This window comes from Bacillus sp. LJBS17, assembly GCF_019334685.1.
GTDB classification, from domain to species: Bacteria; Bacillota; Bacilli; order Bacillales; family Bacillaceae; genus Bacillus; species Bacillus subtilis.
Genome location: NZ_CP079759.1, coordinates 2709089 through 2729332, shown reverse-complemented (window position 1 = coordinate 2729332; position 20244 = coordinate 2709089). Strand labels below are relative to the sequence as shown.

Annotated in this window: 22 protein-coding genes; 18 read left to right on the top strand and 4 right to left on the bottom strand. The window is 44.6% G+C overall.

The annotated features are described in order from the left end of the window. Positions 1-8: 8 nt before the first annotated feature. The 7 genes from KXZ66_RS14180 to KXZ66_RS14150 all read left to right on the top strand — a co-directional run bounded on the left by KXZ66_RS14180 (position 9) and on the right by KXZ66_RS14150 (position 6357). Positions 9-1148 (top strand): cysteine desulfurase family protein, encoded by a 1140-nt coding sequence (locus tag KXZ66_RS14180; protein WP_014480425.1) that lies wholly within the window; start codon positions 9-11, stop codon positions 1146-1148. 30 nt (positions 1149-1178) lie between these two features. Beyond that, positions 1179-2294 (top strand): tRNA 2-thiouridine(34) synthase MnmA, encoded by a 1116-nt coding sequence (gene mnmA / locus KXZ66_RS14175; RefSeq protein ID WP_004398509.1) that lies wholly within the window; start codon positions 1179-1181, stop codon positions 2292-2294. 85 nt (positions 2295-2379) lie between these two features. Beyond that, positions 2380-3000, top strand: coding sequence for a tetratricopeptide repeat protein (locus tag KXZ66_RS14170; RefSeq protein WP_202926392.1), 621 nt, complete (start codon positions 2380-2382; stop codon positions 2998-3000). A 24-nt stretch (positions 3001-3024) separates the two neighbouring features. After that, positions 3025-5421, top strand: a complete 2397-nt coding sequence (locus tag KXZ66_RS14165) for an SF1B family DNA helicase RecD2 (protein WP_014477509.1) — start codon at positions 3025-3027, stop codon at positions 5419-5421. A gap of 55 nt (positions 5422-5476) precedes the next feature. Then, positions 5477-6001 (top strand): PRC-barrel domain-containing protein, encoded by a 525-nt coding sequence (locus KXZ66_RS14160; protein ID WP_072173323.1) that lies wholly within the window; start codon positions 5477-5479, stop codon positions 5999-6001. An 11-nt stretch (positions 6002-6012) separates the two neighbouring features. Then, positions 6013-6204, top strand: coding sequence for a hypothetical protein (locus KXZ66_RS14155; protein ID WP_003225893.1), 192 nt, complete (start codon positions 6013-6015; stop codon positions 6202-6204). A 21-nt stretch (positions 6205-6225) separates the two neighbouring features. Next, positions 6226-6357: a YrzQ family protein gene (locus KXZ66_RS14150; RefSeq protein ID WP_003229780.1), complete on the top strand. Its 132-nt coding sequence runs from the start codon at positions 6226-6228 to the stop codon at positions 6355-6357. A 34-nt stretch (positions 6358-6391) separates the two neighbouring features. Here the strand turns inward: KXZ66_RS14150 and KXZ66_RS14145 are convergent, their stop codons facing one another. From KXZ66_RS14145 to KXZ66_RS14130, 4 genes are read right to left on the bottom strand one after another with little or no spacing between them, the layout of a single operon-like run. Continuing rightward, complete coding sequence (locus KXZ66_RS14145; RefSeq protein ID WP_003229784.1) at positions 6392-7048, bottom strand: amino acid ABC transporter permease; 657 nt, start codon at positions 7046-7048, stop codon at positions 6392-6394. Between the two features lie 16 nt (positions 7049-7064). After that, positions 7065-7715 carry an amino acid ABC transporter permease gene (locus tag KXZ66_RS14140; RefSeq protein ID WP_038829647.1) on the bottom strand — a complete coding sequence of 217 codons (651 nt, stop codon included), beginning with the start codon at positions 7713-7715 and terminating at the stop codon, positions 7065-7067. A 60-nt stretch (positions 7716-7775) separates the two neighbouring features. After that, positions 7776-8597, bottom strand: a complete 822-nt coding sequence (gene glnH, locus KXZ66_RS14135) for a glutamine ABC transporter substrate-binding protein GlnH (RefSeq protein ID WP_049141079.1) — start codon at positions 8595-8597, stop codon at positions 7776-7778. Positions 8598-8617: 20 nt separating this feature from the next. Beyond that, positions 8618-9346, bottom strand: coding sequence for an amino acid ABC transporter ATP-binding protein (locus KXZ66_RS14130; protein WP_032726290.1), 729 nt, complete (start codon positions 9344-9346; stop codon positions 8618-8620). 155 nt (positions 9347-9501) lie between these two features. On the opposite strand from KXZ66_RS14130, the gene KXZ66_RS14125 reads away from it, so the two are divergent. From KXZ66_RS14125 to greA, 11 genes are all read left to right on the top strand, one after another. Further along, positions 9502-10563 carry an AI-2E family transporter gene (locus tag KXZ66_RS14125; RefSeq protein WP_033881628.1) on the top strand — a complete coding sequence of 354 codons (1062 nt, stop codon included), beginning with the start codon at positions 9502-9504 and terminating at the stop codon, positions 10561-10563. 330 nt (positions 10564-10893) lie between these two features. After that, positions 10894-13530 carry an alanine--tRNA ligase gene (gene alaS, locus KXZ66_RS14120; protein ID WP_015714431.1) on the top strand — a complete coding sequence of 879 codons (2637 nt, stop codon included), beginning with the start codon at positions 10894-10896 and terminating at the stop codon, positions 13528-13530. Between the two features lie 84 nt (positions 13531-13614). Then, entirely contained in the window at positions 13615-13881 is a 267-nt protein-coding gene (locus KXZ66_RS14115) for an IreB family regulatory phosphoprotein (RefSeq protein ID WP_003225903.1), read from the top strand. Between the two features lie 7 nt (positions 13882-13888). Next, on the top strand, positions 13889-14305 hold the full coding sequence (gene ruvX, locus KXZ66_RS14110) for a Holliday junction resolvase RuvX (protein ID WP_003229795.1): 417 nt from the start codon (positions 13889-13891) through the stop codon (positions 14303-14305). A 17-nt stretch (positions 14306-14322) separates the two neighbouring features. Further along, complete coding sequence (locus KXZ66_RS14105; protein WP_003246199.1) at positions 14323-14604, top strand: DUF1292 domain-containing protein; 282 nt, start codon at positions 14323-14325, stop codon at positions 14602-14604. A 130-nt stretch (positions 14605-14734) separates the two neighbouring features. After that, positions 14735-15817 (top strand): endolytic transglycosylase MltG, encoded by a 1083-nt coding sequence (gene mltG, locus KXZ66_RS14100; protein WP_049141080.1) that lies wholly within the window; start codon positions 14735-14737, stop codon positions 15815-15817. A gap of 151 nt (positions 15818-15968) precedes the next feature. Beyond that, the gene (locus KXZ66_RS14095) at positions 15969-16622 is read left to right on the top strand and encodes an O-methyltransferase (RefSeq protein WP_014480416.1); all 654 of its coding nucleotides are present in this window, start codon (positions 15969-15971) and stop codon (positions 16620-16622) included. Between the two features lie 5 nt (positions 16623-16627). After that, positions 16628-17557 carry a peptidase U32 family protein gene (locus KXZ66_RS14090; RefSeq protein ID WP_046160679.1) on the top strand — a complete coding sequence of 310 codons (930 nt, stop codon included), beginning with the start codon at positions 16628-16630 and terminating at the stop codon, positions 17555-17557. Between the two features lie 18 nt (positions 17558-17575). After that, positions 17576-18844 carry a peptidase U32 family protein gene (locus KXZ66_RS14085; RefSeq protein ID WP_003229802.1) on the top strand — a complete coding sequence of 423 codons (1269 nt, stop codon included), beginning with the start codon at positions 17576-17578 and terminating at the stop codon, positions 18842-18844. Between the two features lie 6 nt (positions 18845-18850). After that, a complete protein-coding gene (gene udk / locus KXZ66_RS14080) occupies positions 18851-19486 on the top strand; it encodes a uridine kinase (protein WP_003225916.1) in 636 nt (211 codons plus the stop codon). A 250-nt stretch (positions 19487-19736) separates the two neighbouring features. Further along, positions 19737-20210 carry a transcription elongation factor GreA gene (gene greA / locus KXZ66_RS14075; protein WP_004399078.1) on the top strand — a complete coding sequence of 158 codons (474 nt, stop codon included), beginning with the start codon at positions 19737-19739 and terminating at the stop codon, positions 20208-20210. The last annotated feature ends 34 nt before the right edge of the window (positions 20211-20244 follow it).

Here is a 20244-nt window from a genome sequence, read left to right as displayed (position 1 = left end):
TAAACATAATGGAACGGATTTATTTAGATCATGCCGCAACGTCTCCGATGGATGAGCGCGTGCTGGAAAAAATGATACCGCACTTCTCCGGCAGTTTCGGTAATCCCTCCAGTATTCATTCATTTGGCAGAGAATCTCGAAAATGGGTGGATGAAGCAAGAGCGCAGATCGCAGCAGAAATCGGAGCGGCAGAGCAGGAGATCATTTTTACAAGCGGGGGAACGGAAGCTGATAACTTGGCGATCATGGGAACCGCACTTGCAAGAAAAGATCTTGGCAGACATATCATCACAACAAAAATTGAGCATCACGCCGTGCTTCACACATGTGAAAAACTTGAGGAAGACGGATTTGACATAACGTATCTGGACGTTGACCAAAATGGAAGAGTCAGTGCAAAACAGGTGAAAGAAGCACTGCGTGATGATACAATCCTTGTGACAGTGATGTATGGAAATAATGAAGTTGGAACAGTGCAGCCGATCGAAGAAATCGGTGAGCTGTTAAAGGAACACAAAGCTTATTTTCATACCGATGCTGTTCAGGCATTCGGGTTGCTGCCAATTGACGTGAAAAACAGCCATATTGACCTTCTGTCTGTTTCCGGGCACAAGCTCAACGGGCCAAAAGGGACAGGCTTTTTATATGCTAGTAAAGATGTGAAGCTTTCACCGCTTTTATTCGGAGGAGAGCAAGAAAGAAAACGCCGTGCCGGAACCGAAAATGTTCCAGGCATTGTCGGGCTGAAAGAAGCGATCAAGCTGTCAAGTGAAGAACGGGACGAAAAAAACGAGAAGTATCAATCGTTTAAAGCAATCTTTGCCGACACGCTTAGAGATGCAGGTGTGGCATTCGAGATCAACGGGGACAAAGAGCATAGTCTGCCGCATGTTCTGAATCTTTATTTCCCCGGTGTGTCAGTGGAAGCGCTGCTGGTTAATCTTGATATGGCTGGTGTCGCTGTCTCCAGCGGTTCAGCGTGCACGGCCGGTTCAGTCCTGCCGTCACATGTTCTGACTGCTATGTTCGGCGAAGAGAGTGACCGGCTGACGTCCTCTATTCGAATCAGCTTCGGCCTCGGCAATACGGCTGAGCAAGTGAAAACTGCTGCCAAACATGTGGCCGACGTTGTCAAACGGCTGACATAATAAGGCGGCGTAGTAATTGGAGTGAATGAAATGGAAAAACGGCCGGAGGATACAAGAGTCGTCGTCGGCATGTCCGGCGGAGTAGACTCATCTGTGGCGGCCCTGCTGTTAAAAGAACAGGGCTATGATGTAATCGGAATCTTTATGAAAAACTGGGATGATACGGACGAAAACGGTTTTTGCACGGCGACAGAGGATTATGAAGATGTGATCCGCGTCTGCAACCAAATCGGAATTCCGTATTATGCCGTAAACTTTGAAAAGCAATATTATGAGAAGGTATTTCAATACTTCCTTGATGAATATAAAGCAGGCAGAACACCAAACCCGGATGTACTGTGCAACAAAGAAATTAAATTCAAGGCCTTTTTGGAGCATGCATTGTCACTTGGCGCCGACTATTTAGCGACTGGCCACTATGCAAGAGTAGACAGAAGCGGCGGAAAAGTCAGAATGCTGCGCGGCATTGATGAAAACAAGGATCAAACGTACTTCTTGAATCAGCTGACAGAAGATACGCTGAGCAAAGTCATGTTCCCGATCGGTGAACTTCAAAAAAGCCGTGTGCGTGAAATCGCCAAAGAAGCAGAACTTGCAACAGCGACGAAAAAAGACAGTACAGGCATCTGCTTTATCGGCGAACGCAACTTCAAAACGTTTCTCAGCCAATATCTCCCTGCACAGCCGGGCGATATGATGACGATGGACGGCGAAGTAAAAGGCCGCCACGACGGGTTGATGTACTATACGATCGGACAGCGTCACGGCCTTGGCATCGGCGGAAGCGGCGAGCCGTGGTTTGCGGTAGGGAAAGATCTTGAAAAGAACATCCTCTACGTAGATCAAGGGTTCCATAACCCTCTTTTATATTCCGACAAAATCACAGCAACAAATATCAGCTGGGTACGTTCGGATATCATGAAGGGCGAAGAGATTTCCTGCACGGCTAAATTCCGTTACCGCCAAGAGGATCATAAAGTAACGGTGCGCATGACTGGCGAGGGTGAAGCGGAAGTCATCTTTGATGAACAAGTCCGCGCTGTAACGCCTGGACAAGCCGTTGTCTTCTATGACGGCGAAGAATGCCTTGGCGGCGGGACAATTGATGATGTGTACAAAGACGGAACAAAATTGTGGTACGTATAAAAGATGAAAAACCTCAACACTGAGTTGGGGTTTTTTAATGAAAGGAAGATGATCGGTGGATTATAATCAACTCGGTATAGAGGCGATGCAGGAAGGCGATTACGAGAAAGCGGCAGAGGCATTTACAAAAGCGATTGAAGAAAATAAAGAAGACGCGATTCCGTATATCAATTTTGCCAACCTGCTTTCATCCGTAAACGAGCTGGAACGTGCGCTTGCGTTTTATGATAAAGCGCTTGAATTAGACAATAGCGCAGCCACTGCTTATTATGGAGCAGGAAATGTCTATGTTGTAAAAGAAATGTACAAAGAAGCGAAAGACATGTTTGAAAAAGCGCTTCGTGCGGGGATGGAAAACGGCGACCTGTTTTACATGCTCGGAACGGTACTTGTCAAGCTCGAACAGCCTAAGCTTGCACTGCCATATTTACAAAGAGCGGTCGAACTGAATGAAAACGATACGGAAGCGCGTTTTCAATTCGGGATGTGCTTAGCCAACGAGGGCATGCTGGACGAAGCGCTCAGCCAATTCGCAGCTGTGACAGAGCAAGACCCGGGGCATGCAGATGCATTTTATAATGCCGGTGTCGCTTATGCTTATAAAGAAAACCGAGAAAAAGCGCTGGAAATGCTGGACAAGGCAATCGATATCCAGCCAGATCATATGCTTGCGCTTCATGCTAAAAAACTGATTGATCCATCATAACAGGCACAGGAGGAGGGACAGCTCGTGCAGCAGCATCCGGATCAGCTTAAACTGGAGGAAGAGCCCTATTTAAAAGGGACAGTCAACACAGTCATCTATCATAATGACACCAATTTATATACGGTTCTGAAAGTGAAAGTCACAGAGACCTCCGAAGCCATTGAAGATAAAGCCGTATCCGTGACGGGCTACTTCCCTGCGCTTCAAGAAGAAGAGACCTACACGTTTTACGGAAAGATCGTAACCCATCCAAAGTTCGGGCTCCAATTTCAGGCGGAGCATTTCAAAAAGGAGATTCCAACGACTAAGGAAGGCATCATTCAATATTTATCGAGTGATTTATTCGAGGGAATCGGCAAAAAAACTGCTGAAGAAATTGTGAAAAAGCTGGGCGACAGCGCCATTAATAAAATATTGGCTGACGCTTCAGTGCTTTATGATGTTCCCAGACTCTCAAAAAAGAAAGCAGACACGCTGGCTGGCGCATTGCAGCGGCATCAGGGACTGGAGCAAATCATGATTTCCTTGAATCAGTTTGGCTTTGGCCCGCAGCTGTCTATGAAAATTTATCAAGCCTATGAATCCGAGACGCTTGAAAAAATTCAGGAAAATCCTTATCAGCTTGTGAAGGATGTAGAAGGCATCGGGTTTGGAAAAGCGGATGAGCTGGGCAGCAGAATGGGTCTTTCGGGTAATCATCCTGAGCGGGTAAAAGCTGCTATTTTGTACACGCTTGAAACGACTTGTCTGTCAGAGGGGCACACGTACATAGAAACGGAACAGCTGATCATCGACACTCAATCACTGTTAAACCAGTCAGCAAGGGAAGGGCAGCGCATCACAGAAATGGATGCCGCTAACGCGATTATTGCCCTTGGAGAAAATAAAGACATTGTCATAGAAGATGGCCGCTGTTATTTTCCTTCGCTGTTTTACGCAGAACAAAACGTTGCAAAGCGTGTGAAACATATCGCTAGTCAAACCGAATATGAGAACCAGTTTCCCGAATCAGAGTTTTTGCTCGCGTTGGGAGAACTGGAAGAACGGATGAACGTTCAGTATGCCCCCAGCCAGAAGGAAGCGATTCAAAAAGCCCTTTCCTCGCCGATGCTTCTTTTAACAGGCGGCCCGGGAACAGGGAAAACGACGGTAATCAGAGGGATTGTCGAGCTCTACGGAGAGCTTCACGGTGTGTCACTAGATCCGTCAGCTTATAAAAAGGATGAAGCTTTTCCGATTGTTTTGGCCGCTCCGACAGGGAGAGCAGCAAAACGGATGAGTGAATCAACGGGACTCCCTGCAGTCACGATACACAGGCTGCTTGGCTGGAACGGTGCTGAAGGCTTTACTCATACAGAGGATCAGCCGATCGAAGGGAAGCTGTTAATTATCGATGAAGCCAGTATGCTTGATATATGGCTGGCGAATCATTTGTTCAAGGCGATCCCTGATCATATACAAATCATCATTGTCGGAGACGAAGACCAGCTGCCTTCTGTCGGTCCGGGACAAGTGCTCAGAGACTTGCTGGCATCCCAGGTGATTCCGACTGTGAGACTGACAGACATCTATCGCCAGGCGGAGGGGTCATCAATCGTCGAGCTTGCCCACCAGATGAAAAATGGATTGCTGCCGAACAATTTGACTGCCCCGACAAAGGACCGTTCCTTTATTCGCTGCGGCGGGTCGCAAATCAAAGAAGTAGTTGAGAAGGTTGTCGCCAATGCATTGAAAAAAGGCTATACAGCAAAGGACATTCAGGTCCTCGCTCCGATGTACAGAGGAAAAGCCGGCATTAATGAATTGAATGTGATGCTGCAGGACATTTTAAATCCTCCTAAAGAAAAACGGAGAGAATTGAAGTTCGGGGATGTTGTCTACAGAACCGGAGATAAAATTTTGCAGCTTGTCAATCAGCCGGAAAACAATGTATTCAACGGAGATATTGGCGAAATCACGTCGATATTTTATGCAAAGGAAAATACAGAAAAAGAAGACATGGCCGTTGTTTCTTTTGATGGCAATGAAATGACGTTTACGAAAAAAGATTTTAATCAATTTACCCATGCGTATTGCTGTTCTATTCATAAATCGCAGGGAAGTGAATTTCCGATTGTGGTTTTGCCTGTTGTGAAAGGCTATTATAGAATGCTCAGAAGAAACCTTCTTTATACCGCGATTACAAGAGCGAAGAAATTTCTCATTTTATGCGGTGAGGAGGAGGCGCTGGAGTGGGGCGTAAAAAATAATGATGCAACTGTCAGACAGACCTCTTTGAAAAACAGGCTGTCCGTACAGGTTGAGGAAATGGATGCCGAGCTTGAAGCTTTGCAAAAAGAGCTCCCGTTCAGCGTACACGACGCCAACATTGGCATGGAAGGCATTACACCATTCGATTTTATGAAAGAAGAACAGCAATAAAATGCTCCCGTGCAAGCGGGAGTTTTTTCATTTGCAGTGGAATTGATTTCATCGTATGAGTCTAAGGCGCAAAGCAAAACCTAAGCCTGTTCAACAAAAGGTGGTTGATCACACTTTGAGAACATGCCATGAAGTAGAAGGATTCCCAGTATACTCAGAACGAACTTCTAGTTATCTTGGGACAATTTCCGATATTTGTTTTTCTCTGAAAGGAGATTGTCTTGGGTTTATTCTTGCACAAAAACGCTTTTTGCATCATCATCATGCGCTATTACGGGCGTGTGATATCTCTTCCATTCTTGATGACCGCATATTGGCTTCGGTCAGTTCAGAACAGCTTTTGCCTCTTCCGAAATCATGCTTCACATACGAGCAGATGAAGATGAAGCTTGTGAAATCGCAAGAGGGCGATATATTGGGGATGCTGGAAGATGTATACTTTTGTTTGGACAGGGGCATAATCGTAGCATATGAACTCTCGGACGGTTTCTTTTCTGACCTGGCGGGAAGCAAGCGCCAGATCCAAAGAGCGGATTCGCTTGTCGAGGTGCGGAAAGACGAGATCGTTCTGAACGGATAGAGGTGTGAGGTATGCTTATATGCCCGAATTGCAAAAGTAAGGATATCGGCAAAATCGGCGTGAACCAATATTATTGCTGGGGCTGTTTTATTGAACTGACAGTGGCGAAAGGGAAGATTGCAACTCATCAGGTGGAAGAAGACGGAACGTTAAGCAGCTTGGATGATTTGTTTTCTGAGGATGAACGCAGCATCAATTTTTAATCATGAAAGGAGATGCGCAGGATGAATCGGACGATGACTTCTCTTTTGGCAATGGGAGCCGGAGCTCTCGTGTACCGAATGGCGACTCAATCTGACATGCTGAATAATCGAAGCATGAAGCGGATGAGAAGAAGAATTACGAAAATGTTTTAATGCAAAAAGGATACTCTCCAAAGAGTATCCTTTTCTATGTTTGCCGGACCTCGAGGCGTCTTGCTGCGAGTGAAAGGCTGTAGTTGACTGCGAAATACATAAGGGCCGCAAGTAAAAAGATCGGGAAAAAATAACTGCCGTCTGCGCTTTGGCCGTTAATAATTTGCGCGTTGTGAATCAGTTCAGGCAGGGCGATCACAACAGCGAGCGATGTATCTTTTAATAAAGAAATAAACTGGCTTACGATGGGCGGAACCATGCGGCGTAGCGCTTGCGGCATAACGATAAAGAACAGGGTCTGTGTATAGCTCAGCCCGGAGGAGCGCGCCGCTTCAATTTGTCCTTTGTCAATTGATTTCAGTCCGCTTCGGATAATTTCAGATAGCATAGCGGATTCAAAAATCGTTAGTGCTGTAATTGCAGCAGCTGTTATTTCAAGCTTAATACCAATTTCCGGAAGGGCAAAAAACGTAAAGAAAATAATTAACAGCAAGGGGAGGTTTCTGATCGTTTCAACGAGAACCGCAATCAATTGAGAAAGAACGGGAACTTTCGCATAACGCAGGGTGCCTGCGATTAAACCGAAGAAAAAGCTCAGAATGATGGAGATGAAAGCAACGTACAAGGTGACGAGAAAGCCATCCCATAAAAACGCTAAATGCTCCTGTGAATAAGCACCGATGAAATCCAATGTAACTCACTCCTTATCAATAGCTTTTTTCCAGCCGTTTTTCCAGATAGTTAACACCGATGCTAAGCGGAATCGTCAGCACTAAGTAAAAAAGCGCCACAAAAATATAAACATCAAATACAACGAGTGTGCTCGACGAAACTAAATCGGCTTGGTACATAAGATCCAATCCGGCCACAACCCCAAGAATCGAAGAGTTTTTGACTAAGTTTAAAAATTGATTGCCTAAAGGCGGAATGACGATTTTGATTGCCTGCGGCAAAATGATATGGAGCATGGCTTGGCTGTAGGTAAAGCCTGACGAGCGTGCCGCTTCCATCTGCCCTTTTGAAACAGACTGGATGCCTGCTCTGATGGCTTCAGCGATAAACGCAGAGGTATAAATGGTGAGAGCAACCGTTCCCGCTTGAAAACCGTCAAGCCGCAGGCCTGCGTTTGGAAGTCCGAAATAGAAAACAAAGGTAATTAAAAGAAGAGGGATGTTACGGATGAATTCTACATATGCGGTCCCTAGCCATTGCAGCGGCTTAAAGACTGTTATTCTCATAACCGCTACAGCGACGCCGAGGACAAAACTGCCGGCCAGCGCGATAACACTTGCGAGCAAGGTATGGTAAAAACCGTCCATATACATGCCGAAGTTATCGAAAAGAATTGACACATTCATCTGCCTATTCACTCCTTATCAAATTGGGATGAGCATCGCCTGCTCATCCCGGGATGGTTGTTATTCAGCTGGGTCTTCTTTGATCCATTTTTTATAAATTTCATCGTATCTGCCATCCGACTTCATCTTTTTAAGTGAAGCGTTGATTTCTTTCGCGAGAGCAGATTGCCCTTTTTTCACGGCGATCCCGTAAGGCTCATCTGTAAAAGGCTTTCCTGTTAATTGATAATTTTTATTTTCATCAGCCATTCCATATAAAATCGCATTATCTGTGGTGAGGGCATCGCCTTGCCCCGATTTAAGGGCTGTAAAGGCTTCTGCGTAGTTTTCAAATTCTAAAACAGATGCTTCAGGCGCCTTTTCACGAATGTTTTGAGAGGAGGTGGAGCCTTTTACTGCAAGAACTTTTGAGCCTTTGTCAAGATCCTCGACACTCTTGATTTTGCTGCCTTTTTTCACGAGAAGCGATTGCCCGGCCTCGAAATAGACATCAGAAAAGTCAACTTCCTTTTTTCGTTCTTCAGTGATCGTCATTGTGGCGACAATGGCGTCGATATCCCCGTTTTGCAGCATAGGAATCCTTGTTTTTGAGGTGACCTCTTTAAATTCAGCTTTTTTCTCATCACCTAAAATGTCTTTAGCGATTTGTTTGGCAATATCAATATCAAAACCCTCAATCTCACCTGAGCTTGGATTTTTAAGACCGAACAGTCGAGTGTCCGTTTTTACGCCGAAGACAATTTTGTCATTGTCTTTAATGGCGGCTAGCGTATCTTTTTTGCTCTCCTTTGAGGCTTCTCCGTTTGATCCCTTGCTGCCGCAAGCGGCAAGCAAGATGACAGCGAATAAAGAAATCAATGCTAAAGAAAAAATCTTTTTCATACAAGCTCCCCCATTCTGTTTTAATGATTTAAAATACGGCTTAAGAATAAGCGGGCCCGTTCTTCCTTTGGGTTCGCGTAAAACTCAGCCGGCATTGCTTCTTCTAAAATTTTTCCTCCGTCAATGAAGACAATTCGGTCGGCAACTTCTTTGGCAAACCCCATTTCGTGTGTCACGACAACCATAGTCATGCCTTCTTTTGCGAGTGTTTTCATGACATCTAGCACCTCACCGATCATTTCAGGATCAAGTGCTGATGTCGGCTCGTCAAACAGCATGACCTCCGGCTTCATCGCCAGTCCTCTTGCGATGGCAACACGCTGCTGCTGCCCGCCGGAAAGCTGGGAAGGATAGGCGTCAGCCTTGTCTGGGATGCCGACTTTTTCAAGATAGTACCGCGCCGTTTCCTTTGCTTGTTCAGGTGATTGTCTAAGCACTTTTACTGGAGCCAGCATGATGTTCTGCAGCACTGTTTTATGTGGATATAAATGAAAGTGCTGAAACACCATCCCGATATTTTGCCGCACTTTATTGATATCAGTTTTTCTGTCGTTAATGGCGGTGCCGTTTACTGTGAGCACTCCCTCATTGATCGTCTCAAGTCTGTTGATGCATCTGAGCAATGTGCTTTTACCGGAACCGGATGGGCCGATGATAACAACGACTTCACCTTTTTCGATTTGAAGATTAATTTGTTTTAACACGTGAAAATCTCCGTAATGCTTGTTTACATTTTGAAATGTGATCATCGCAATCCTCCTATCAGAAAATTTGACCAAAAAGTAAATGATCAAACTTTTCTGAAAATTAAATGTGAAAAAATGTCCATGACTTCTGACTGACTAAAGAAACATAAAGAATAATTCCGTGTAAACCTCAAAAGATATAGGTGAGGTGAAAGCAGATGCTCCAAAAACCGGTGCAGCTTTTGTTGTGGGTGGCTATTTGTTTGCTGGTTCTGTTAACAGTCTATGTCTTTTTTATGCTTGATATGTTATGGTCACCCTTTTGGCTCGTCATAAAAACGATCTTTATTCCCTTGATCATTTCTATTTTTATATCTTATTTATTGCTTCCGGTCACGGAATGGCTGCATGGCAAAGGATTGCCTAGGACTTTGAGCATCTTGGTCATTTATGTTCTTTTTTTTGGCGGGATTGGCTGGGCGTTGTATAAAGGGGTGCCTGTTTTAATCGTGCAGCTGACGGATTTGTCAGAAAATATACCCATGTTTGCCGAAACGTATAACGGGCTTCTTCTTCATGTGCATAACCATACGGATGACTGGCCTGATGGTATGCATCACCGTATAGATAAAATGATCCGCCAGACGGAGACGTTTTTTGCGGGAACGATCGAGGGTGCGATCAGCGGGATCCGCAATGTGCTTGATTACTTCTTAATTGCTGCAACAATCCCTTTTCTCGTGTTTTATATGGTGAAGGACATTGAGTTAATGAAAAAGACAGTATGGTACTTGACTCCGAAGTCGTGGAGAAAGCGGGGCAGCGCCTTTTTGCGGGATGTGGATGATTCGCTTGGCGATTATATCCGCGGCCAGCTTTTGGTCTGCTTGATTCTTGGCGTGATTGCAGGCATTTCGTTCTGGGTATTTGGGCTTCCGTACCCGCTGATACTTGGCCTTATCTCTGGAGTAACGAATGTCATCCCGTATTTTGGCCCTTTCATCGGAGCTGTTCCTGCGTTGTTAATTGCGATGACGATCTCAGTCAAAGCGGTTCTTGTTGTGGTGATTACGGTGTTTATTCTGCAGTTTATGGAAGGAAATATCCTCAGTCCGTTCATTGTCGGCAGAAGCCTTAAAATGCATCCGGTCGTTATCATGCTTGCACTCCTTGCCGGAGGGGAGCTTGCGGGAATCGTCGGGATGATTCTGGCTGTTCCTGCGACCGCTGTTTTAAAAGTAATGATGATCCATTTTTTGCGGATGAGGACGGAGCATTGACATCGGCGTGCCGCTTGTCTATAATTTCTCGTAGAATACATACGAATCTCGAGTGACGGATCTGAGTACGCCGAAGCCCTGTTAAAGAGAGAAGCTCCATAAGCTGAAAGGAGCTTTATCAGAAGATCGGAGGAAGCTAATCCTGAGTGCAGTTAATCACTGCCGCTTATCCTGCGTTACAGGGTTAAAGGTGACGGGCGCATGAATGCCCGTAATCAGGGTGGTACCGCGAGACAGCTCTCGTCCCTGTGTAAACGTTGGTTTGCATAGGGGGAGGGCTTTTTTGCTGTCACTGAAGAGAATTTCGATTTTTATAGAGGAGGAAATACAATGAAACACTTAACTTCTGCGGAAGTGCGTCAAATGTTTTTGGATTTCTTTAAAGAAAAAGGACATGCGGTAGAGCCAAGCGCGTCATTAGTGCCTCATGAGGATCCTTCACTGCTTTGGATCAACAGCGGTGTTGCGACGCTGAAAAAATATTTTGACGGCCGTGTCGTGCCGGAAAATCCAAGAATCGTAAACGCTCAAAAAGCGATCAGAACAAACGATATAGAAAATGTAGGTAAAACTGCGCGCCATCACACTTTCTTTGAAATGCTCGGAAACTTTTCCATCGGCGATTATTTCAAAGAAGAAGCCATTACATGGGCTTGGGAGTTTTTAACGAGCGACAAGTGGATTGGCTTCGACAAAGAGCTTCTCTCTGTTACGGTTCATCCTGAAGATGAAGAGGCATATGAGTTTTGGGCGAAAAAAATCGGTATTCCTGAAGAAAGAATTATCCGTCTGGAAGGGAACTTCTGGGATATCGGTGAAGGGCCGAGCGGACCGAATACGGAAATCTTTTACGACCGCGGTGAAGCATACGGTAATGATCCAGAAGATCCGGAGCTTTACCCAGGCGGGGAAAACGACCGTTACCTGGAAGTATGGAACCTTGTGTTCTCAGAGTTCAACCATAACCCTGACGGAACGTACACACCGCTTCCAAAGAAAAACATTGATACAGGCATGGGTCTTGAAAGAATGGTATCTGTCATCCAGAATGTTCCGACAAACTTTGACACCGATTTGTTTGTTCCGATCATTAAAGCAACAGAATCGATTTCTGGTGAAACATATGGCAAAGACAATGTGAAAGACACTGCGTTTAAAGTGATTGCTGACCATATCAGAACGGTTGCCTTTGCTGTCAGTGACGGTGCGCTGCCGTCAAATGAAGGCCGCGGCTATGTATTAAGACGCTTATTACGCCGTGCCGTGCGTTATGCCAAAACGATCAACATCCATCGTCCGTTCATGTTTGATTTAGTGCCGGTTGTCGCAGAAATCATGGCTGATTTCTATCCTGAAGTGAAAGAGAAAGCGGATTTCATCGCAAAAGTCATTAAAACCGAGGAAGAACGCTTCCATGAGACCCTTAATGAAGGGCTTGCGATCCTGTCAGAAATGATCAAAAAAGAAAAAGACAAGGGCAGCAGCGTTATCTCAGGTGCTGATGTGTTTAAACTGTATGATACGTATGGATTCCCGGTTGAATTGACTGAAGAATACGCAGAAGACGAGAACATGACGGTTGACCATGAGGGCTTTGAGGAGGAAATGAACCAGCAGCGTGAACGGGCAAGAAACGCCCGCCAGGATGTCGGCAGCATGCAGGTGCAGGGCGGCGCACTGCGCGACGTGACAGATGAAAGCACATTTGTCGGCTACTCTCAAACCCAAGCTGATGCCAATATCATTGTGCTTCTTCAGGACGGCCAATTAATCGAAGAGGCTCATGAAGGAGAAAGCGTTCAAATCATTCTTGATGAAACACCGTTCTATGCAGAAAGCGGCGGCCAAATTGGCGATAAAGGCTATCTCCGAAGCGAGCAGGCAGTTGTAAGAATTAAAGATGTTCAAAAAGCGCCGAACGGCCAGCATGTTCATGAAGGTGTTGTAGAGAGCGGTACTGTTCAAAAAGGCCTGCATGTTACGGCTGAAGTTGAAGACCATATGAGAAGCGGCGTCATTAAAAACCACACGGCAACGCATTTATTGCATCAGGCTCTAAAAGATGTTCTTGGAACTCATGTCAATCAGGCGGGCTCTCTTGTAACGGAAAACCGTCTTCGTTTTGACTTCTCGCACTTTGGCCAAGTGACAAAAGAAGAGCTCGAACAAATTGAAAGAATCGTAAACGAAAAGATCTGGGCGAGCATCCCGGTCAGCATTGATTTGAAACCGATCGCTGAAGCAAAAGAAATGGGTGCGATGGCACTGTTCGGCGAGAAATATGGCGATATTGTCCGTGTCGTTCAAGTTGGAGATTACAGCTTAGAGCTGTGCGGCGGTTGCCATGTCAGAAATACAGCAGAAATCGGCTTGTTTAAAATCGTTTCTGAATCCGGAATCGGAGCAGGCACAAGACGGATTGAAGCTGTAACGGGACAAGGCGCTTACGTCGAAATGAACAGCCAGATTTCTGTATTGAAGCAGACCGCTGACGAGCTGAAAACAAATATCAAAGAAGTGCCGAAACGGGTCGCGGCTCTGCAGGCTGAACTGAAGGATGCACAAAGAGAAAATGAATCTCTTCTTGCAAAACTAGGCAACGTGGAAGCAGGAGCAATCCTGTCGAAAGTAAAAGAAGTTGACGGCGTAAACGTGCTTGCGGCAAAAGTAAATGCAAAAGACATGAATCATCTCCGCACTATGGTCGATGAACTCAAAGCAAAGCTTGGCTCTGCGGTGATCGTGCTTGGTGCGGTACAAAACGATAAAGTTAATATCTCTGCCGGAGTCACAAAGGACCTCATTGAGAAAGGCCTTCACGCCGGCAAGCTGGTTAAACAAGCTGCGGAAGTTTGCGGCGGAGGCGGCGGAGGCCGTCCGGACATGGCGCAGGCAGGCGGTAAACAGCCGGAAAAATTAGAAGAAGCTTTAGCTTCTGTAGAAGATTGGGTGAAATCCGTTTTATAATTCGCCCATGTAGTGTAGAATGATGGTAAGATTAGGACCCCAGGCTGAACTTTGCCTGCGAATTTGGGAAAGAGGTGCAAAACGGTGAGCTCGTTTGATAAAACGATGAAATTTAATTTCTCCGATGATTCTGCTGAGACTAACGTAAATGAGGTGCTGATTACAGTGTATGACGCGCTTCAGGAAAAGGGCTACAATCCAATCAACCAGATTGTCGGATACTTGCTGTCAGGTGATCCCGCTTATATTCCTAGGCATCGTGACGCTCGCAATTTAATTCGCAAACTTGAAAGAGACGAATTAATCGAGGAATTGGTAAAGTCTTATTTAGAACAGCATAAAGAGGCGTAAATAAAGAATGAGAATATTAGGACTCGATTTAGGAACCAAAACACTCGGTGTAGCTCTGAGCGATGAAATGGGCTGGACTGCTCAAGGCATTGAGACCATAAAGATAAATGAAGCAGAAGGCGATTATGGTTTATCCCGTTTATCTGAACTGATAAAGGACTATACTATAGATAAAATCGTGCTCGGCTTTCCTAAGAACATGAACGGAACAGTCGGCCCGAGAGGCGAAGCCAGCCAAACATTTGCGAAAGTGCTTGAAACAACGTACAATGTTCCTGTTGTGCTGTGGGACGAGCGTCTTACCACAATGGCGGCTGAAAAAATGCTGATTGCAGCTGACGTCAGCAGGCAAAAACGAAAAAAAGTCATTGATAAAATGGCGGCTGTTATGATTTTACAAGGATATCTTGACAGCTTAAATTAAAGCCAGAGGTGAAGAAAATGGAACACGGCGAAAAAAATATTACAATTGTTGACGATCAAGGAAATGAACAGCTTTGTGAAGTGCTGTTTACATTTGAAAACGAAGAGTTTGGCAAGTCTTATGTCTTGTACTATCCAATCGAATCAAAAGATGACGAAGAAGTAGAAATTCTTGCTTCCAGCTTCACGCCAAACGAAGACGGTGAAAACGGTGAGCTATTCCCGATTGAAACTGACGAAGAATGGGATATGATCGAAGAAACATTAAACACATTCTTAGCGGACGAAGACGAAGAGTAAAACATCGCGCCAAACCAAAGCCGGAGCTATACTGCTCCGGCTTTTTTCTGCTTTATGCAGGCCTCTTTTTGTAATAAATTGCCGAAATACAATGAATCATGTAGTATAAGAGCTGATGGGAGGAGACCTAATGTATATCAATCAGCAAAAAAAATCGTTTTTTAATAAAAAAAGAATCATACTGTCTTCCATTGTTGTGCTGTTTCTCATCATTGGCGGGGCATTTTTATATGGGAAATCATTGCTTGAACCTGTTGAAAAAGACAGTAAAACGACAGTTAATATTAACATTCCGAGCGGTTCGTCTGTTTCAGCCATCGCATCGATATTAAAGAAAAATGATGTCATAAAAAGCGAGAAGGCGTTTCAGTACTATGTGAAATATAAAGGTGCTTCCGGGTTTCAGGCCGGATTCTACCATCTGAATAAAGGTATGGATTTAGATGCCATTATTCAGAAGCTGACAAGCGGGGCTACAGGTTACGCTTTTCAAATCACAGTGACTGAGGGAGCACAGCTGACCCAAATCGCGGCTGCTATTGCTGATGAAACAAAATACTCTAAAAAACAAGTCATAGCGAAGCTGGACGATGAAACATTTATCAATCAGCTGAAGAAAGAATTTCCGGACACTGTGACAAATGATGTTTTCAATAAAAACATTAAGCACCCGCTTGAAGGGTACCTATTCCCGGCTACATACCCTTTTAACGATCCGGACACATCACTTGAAGACATTATCAAGGCAATGATTAAGCAGACAAATTCTTATGTGGAAACATATAAATCAGAAATGAAGAAAAACAAAGTTTCTGTGCATAAGCTGCTGACAATTGCTTCTTTGATAGAAGAAGAAGCGACTGAAAAAGCCGACCGCCATAAAATTGCGAGCGTCTTTTATAACCGCCTGAAAAAGAAAATGCCGCTCCAAACAGATCCGACCGTCCTGTACGCGGCAGGCAAGCATAAAGATCGGGTTCTTTATAAGGATCTGGAAATCGATTCACCATACAATACGTATAAAAACACAGGGCTGACGCCAGGGCCGATTGCCAATGCCGGCATGTCATCATGGGAAGCGGCGCTGCATCCGGATAAAACGGACTATCTGTATTTCTTGGCCAAATCAAATGGTGAGGTCGTATTTACAAAAACGCTAAAAGAGCATAATAAAGCAAAAGAAAAATACATTTCCTCAAAAAACGAGAAATAAAAGGAGAGCAAAAAGCTCTCCTTTTGTTCGCTTTCCGCAAGGTTTTATGATAAAATATATCGGGTTGTTTACCGATGTATCATGATGTATTCAGAGAGTGTCCTGCGCATAAGACTGGGGCACTCCTTTTTAGAACGGGAGGCTGTTTGTAGTGACTGACCGGTATGAACAAATAAATGACTATATAGAAGCATTATTAAAGCCTCGGCCGGATAACGTGAAGAAGCTTGAAGCATATGCAGAAGAACATCATGTCCCGATTATGGAAAAAGCGGGCATGGAGGTGCTGCTTCAAATTTTGTCTGTGAAACAGCCGAAAAAAATACTAGAAATCGGAACGGCCATTGGTTATTCAGCTATTCGGATGGCGCTGGAGCTGCCGTCTGCTGAAATATATACAATTGAACGCAATGAGAAGCGGCATGAAGAAGCGGTAAACAATATCAAGGAATTTCAGCTTGATGACCGGATTCATGTTTTTTACGGAGATGCGCTTGAATTAGCCGACGCCGTTCATGTAACCGCGCCTTACGATGTCATTTTTATTGACGCTGCAAAAGGTCAGTATCAAAACTTTTTTCATTTATATGAACCGATGCTTTCACCGGACGGGGTGATTATAACAGACAACGTGCTGTTTAAAGGTCTGGTGGCAGAGGATTACAGCAAAATAGAACCGAAGAGAAGGCGCAGGCTTGTAGCAAAAATTGATGAATATAATCATTGGCTGATGAATCATCCGGATTATCAAACTGCGATTATTCCTGTCGGGGACGGACTTGCGATTAGTAAAAAGAAGAGGTGAACGTCATGAAAAAACCAGAGCTCTTAGTGACGCCGACGAGTACAGCGGACATTTTGCCGCTCATACAGGCTGGGGCAACTGCGTTTTTAGTTGGGGAACAGAGATACGGCTTGAGATTAGCCGGAGAATTTTCTCGTGAAGATGTAACAAAAGCCGTAGAGATTGCTCACAAAGAAGGGGCAAAAATATACGTTGCTGTAAATGCAATTTTCCATAACGATAAAGTGGGTGAGCTTGGCGAATATCTGGCTTTCTTAGCAGAAGCCGGTGTCGATGCAGCGGTATTCGGCGATCCTGCCGTGCTGATGGCTGCCCGTGAATCTGCGCCTGATCTGAAGCTTCATTGGAGCACAGAAACGACAGGCACCAACTATTATACATGCAACTACTGGGGACGCAAGGGTGCGGCGCGTTCTGTGCTTGCCAGAGAATTAAACATGGACAGCATTGTTGAGATTAAAGAAAATGCTGAAGTCGAAATTGAAATCCAGGTGCATGGAATGACGTGCATGTTCCAATCGAAGCGTTCTTTGATTGGAAACTATTTTGAATATCAGGGCAAAGTCATGGACATTGAAAGAAAGAAAAAAGAATCAGGCATGTTTTTACACGATAAAGAACGCGATAATAAATATCCGATTTTCGAAGATGAAAACGGCACTCACATCATGAGCCCGAACGATGTGTGCATCATTGATGAGCTCGAGGAATTGATAGATGCCGGAATTGATTCTTTCAAAATCGATGGTGTTTTGAAAACGCCTGAATACCTAATAGAAGTCACCAAAATGTACAGAGAAGCAATTGATTTGTGCGTGGAAAACCGTGACGAATACGAAGCGAAAAAAGAAGACTGGATCGAACACATTGAAAGCATCCAGCCAGTAAACAGAAAAATTGATACCGGATTCTTCTTCAAGGAAACGGTTTATTAATCAAAAGGAGGTTAAGCTATGACTGCCGTAAATGATAAAATATCCACAATCGTTAATGGAAAGCGTGTGATTACGAAAAAGCCGGAGCTTCTCGCACCTGCGGGTAATCTTGAAAAGCTGAAAATCGCTGTTCATTACGGAGCGGACGCGGTCTTTATCGGGGGACAGGAATACGGGCTGCGCTCGAATGCCGATAACTTTACGATCGAAGAAATTGCAGAAGGCGTTGAATTCGCAAAGAAATATGGCGCGAAGATCTACGTAACAACGAATATTTTCGCCCATAATGAAAATATGGACGGGCTTGAAGACTATTTAAAAGCACTTGGAGACGCCAACGTTGCCGGTATCATTGTGGCAGATCCGCTTATTATCGAAACATGCCGCAGAGTGGCGCCGAATGTTGAGGTTCACTTGAGCACACAGCAGTCTCTTTCGAACTGGAAGGCTGTCCAATTCTGGAAGGAAGAAGGTCTCGACCGCGTCGTGCTGGCACGTGAAACTAGCGCTCTTGAAATCAGAGAAATGAAAGAAAAGGTAGATATCGAAATCGAATCCTTCATTCATGGCGCAATGTGTATTGCATATTCCGGCCGCTGCGTGCTGAGCAATCACATGACAGCGCGGGATTCCAATCGCGGAGGCTGCTGCCAGTCATGCCGCTGGGATTATGATCTCTACCAAACAGACGGTGCCAACGCTGTTGCTTTGTATGGTGAAGAAGATGCACCATTTGCGATGAGCCCGAAAGATTTGAAGCTGATTGAATCCATTCCAAAAATGATTGAAATGGGGATCGACAGCTTAAAGATTGAAGGCCGCATGAAATCCATTCACTATGTAGCAACTGTTGTCAGCGTATACCGCAAAGTAATCGATGCTTATTGCGCTGATCCAGAGAACTTTGTGATTCAAAAAGAATGGCTTGAAGAGCTTGATAAGTGCGCCAACAGGGACACTGCGACAGCTTTCTTTGAAGGAACGCCAGGCTATGAAGAGCAAATGTTCGGCGAACACGCCAAGAAAACGACATATGATTTTGTCGGCTTAGTGCTGAATTATGATGAAGATACACAAATGGTCACGCTTCAGCAGCGCAATTTCTTCAAAAAAGGCGACGAAGTGGAATTTTTCGGACCAGAAATCGAAAACTTTACACATACGATTGAAACCATTTGGGACGAAGACGGAAATGAGCTAGATGCTGCCCGCCATCCCCTGCAAATTGTCAAATTCAAACTAGACAAAAAGATTTATCCGAGCAACATGATGAGAAAGGGGAAGTAACAGCCCATGGGTAAGAATCCAGTAGTCATTGGAATCGCAGGAGGTTCCGGTTCAGGAAAAACGAGTGTCACACGGTCCATTTATGAACAGTTTAAAGGACACTCAATTTTAATGATCCAGCAGGACCTTTATTATAAAGACCAAAGCCATCTTCCGTTTGAAGAAAGGCTGAACACAAACTATGATCATCCGCTTGCGTTTGATAATGACTATTTAATCGAGCATATTCAGGATCTATTGAATTACCGCCCGATTGAAAAGCCGATTTATGACTATAAGCTTCACACACGTTCAGAAGAAACGGTTCACGTAGAGCCAAAGGATGTTATTATCCTTGAAGGCATTCTTGTTCTTGAAGACAAAAGGCTTCGTGATCTGATGGATATCAAGCTTTATGTTGATACGGACGCTGACTTGCGTATCATCAGACGGATTATGAGAGATATTAATGAGCGCGGACGCTCTATTGATTCTGTCATTGAACAATATGTGTCAGTGGTCCGTCCGATGCATAACCAATTCGTCGAGCCGACGAAACGATACGCTGATATTATTATCCCGGAAGGCGGTCAGAATCACGTCGCAATTGATCTGATGGTCACAAAAATTCAAACCATTCTTGAACAAAACGCGATTTTGTAATACCATAGCATAGACATAAATAACTCTGACCATATTATGTATAGGCAGGAAGGGAATGTGCGAATTCCCTTCTTTCCCTGTTTATAAACGCGAAATATTTGCAGAACGACACGATTCAGTTTAAGATAAACAGTACCTATATGGGAGAGAAGAACGAGGACTGCCCTGTGTTCTCATTCTTGTATTTTTTAGTTTATGCTCTCATACATAATCGAAGATGTTGAGGGACAACCAGAAGGAGTGAAGGGACATGGCACAAGAGAAAGTATTTCCTATGACTGCAGAAGGAAAACAAAAACTTGAACAAGAATTAGAATATTTGAAAACGGTTAAACGAAAAGAAGTAGTAGAGCGAATCAAAATTGCGAGAAGCTTCGGAGACCTTTCCGAGAACTCTGAATACGATTCAGCGAAAGAAGAGCAGGCATTTGTAGAGGGCCGCGTGACGACTCTTGAAAATATGATTCGCAATGCGAAAATCATTGAAGATGACGGCGGCTCTAACGTTGTCGGTTTGGGTAAAACCGTCACTTTCGTCGAACTGCCTGACGGTGATGAAGAATCATATACGATCGTCGGAAGCGCGGAAGCTGACCCGTTTGAAGGGAAAATCTCAAACGACTCACCGATCGCAAAAAGCCTCTTGGGCAAAAAAGTAGATGAAGAAGTCACAGTACAAACACCGGGCGGAGAAATGCTCGTGAAAATTGTGAAAATTTCATAATATTTGTTTAGCAGCGAAACACCTCGTCCACAAT

What these genes read in the sequence shown, in the direction of transcription:
- mltG (WP_049141080.1), top strand. Translation starts at nt 14,735, where the DNA reads ATGTATATCAATCAGCAAAAAAAATCGTTTTTTAATAAAAAAAGAATC.
- glnH (WP_049141079.1), bottom strand. Translation starts at nt 8,597, where the DNA reads ATGAAAAAGATTTTTTCTTTAGCATTGATTTCTTTATTCGCTGTCATC.
- greA (WP_004399078.1), top strand. Translation starts at nt 19,737, where the DNA reads ATGGCACAAGAGAAAGTATTTCCTATGACTGCAGAAGGAAAACAAAAA.
- KXZ66_RS14140 (WP_038829647.1), bottom strand. Translation starts at nt 7,715, where the DNA reads ATGAATGTGTCAATTCTTTTCGATAACTTCGGCATGTATATGGACGGT.
- KXZ66_RS14170 (WP_202926392.1), top strand. Translation starts at nt 2,380, where the DNA reads ATGCAGGAAGGCGATTACGAGAAAGCGGCAGAGGCATTTACAAAAGCG.
- KXZ66_RS14180 (WP_014480425.1), top strand. Translation starts at nt 9, where the DNA reads ATGGAACGGATTTATTTAGATCATGCCGCAACGTCTCCGATGGATGAG.
- KXZ66_RS14105 (WP_003246199.1), top strand. Translation starts at nt 14,323, where the DNA reads ATGGAACACGGCGAAAAAAATATTACAATTGTTGACGATCAAGGAAAT.
- alaS (WP_015714431.1), top strand. Translation starts at nt 10,894, where the DNA reads ATGAAACACTTAACTTCTGCGGAAGTGCGTCAAATGTTTTTGGATTTC.
- ruvX (WP_003229795.1), top strand. Translation starts at nt 13,889, where the DNA reads ATGAGAATATTAGGACTCGATTTAGGAACCAAAACACTCGGTGTAGCT.
- KXZ66_RS14155 (WP_003225893.1), top strand. Translation starts at nt 6,013, where the DNA reads ATGCTTATATGCCCGAATTGCAAAAGTAAGGATATCGGCAAAATCGGC.
- KXZ66_RS14125 (WP_033881628.1), top strand. Translation starts at nt 9,502, where the DNA reads ATGCTCCAAAAACCGGTGCAGCTTTTGTTGTGGGTGGCTATTTGTTTG.
- udk (WP_003225916.1), top strand. Translation starts at nt 18,851, where the DNA reads ATGGGTAAGAATCCAGTAGTCATTGGAATCGCAGGAGGTTCCGGTTCA.
- KXZ66_RS14150 (WP_003229780.1), top strand. Translation starts at nt 6,226, where the DNA reads ATGAATCGGACGATGACTTCTCTTTTGGCAATGGGAGCCGGAGCTCTC.
- KXZ66_RS14085 (WP_003229802.1), top strand. Translation starts at nt 17,576, where the DNA reads ATGACTGCCGTAAATGATAAAATATCCACAATCGTTAATGGAAAGCGT.
- KXZ66_RS14090 (WP_046160679.1), top strand. Translation starts at nt 16,628, where the DNA reads ATGAAAAAACCAGAGCTCTTAGTGACGCCGACGAGTACAGCGGACATT.
- KXZ66_RS14160 (WP_072173323.1), top strand. Translation starts at nt 5,477, where the DNA reads ATGAGTCTAAGGCGCAAAGCAAAACCTAAGCCTGTTCAACAAAAGGTG.
- mnmA (WP_004398509.1), top strand. Translation starts at nt 1,179, where the DNA reads ATGGAAAAACGGCCGGAGGATACAAGAGTCGTCGTCGGCATGTCCGGC.
- KXZ66_RS14130 (WP_032726290.1), bottom strand. Translation starts at nt 9,346, where the DNA reads ATGATCACATTTCAAAATGTAAACAAGCATTACGGAGATTTTCACGTG.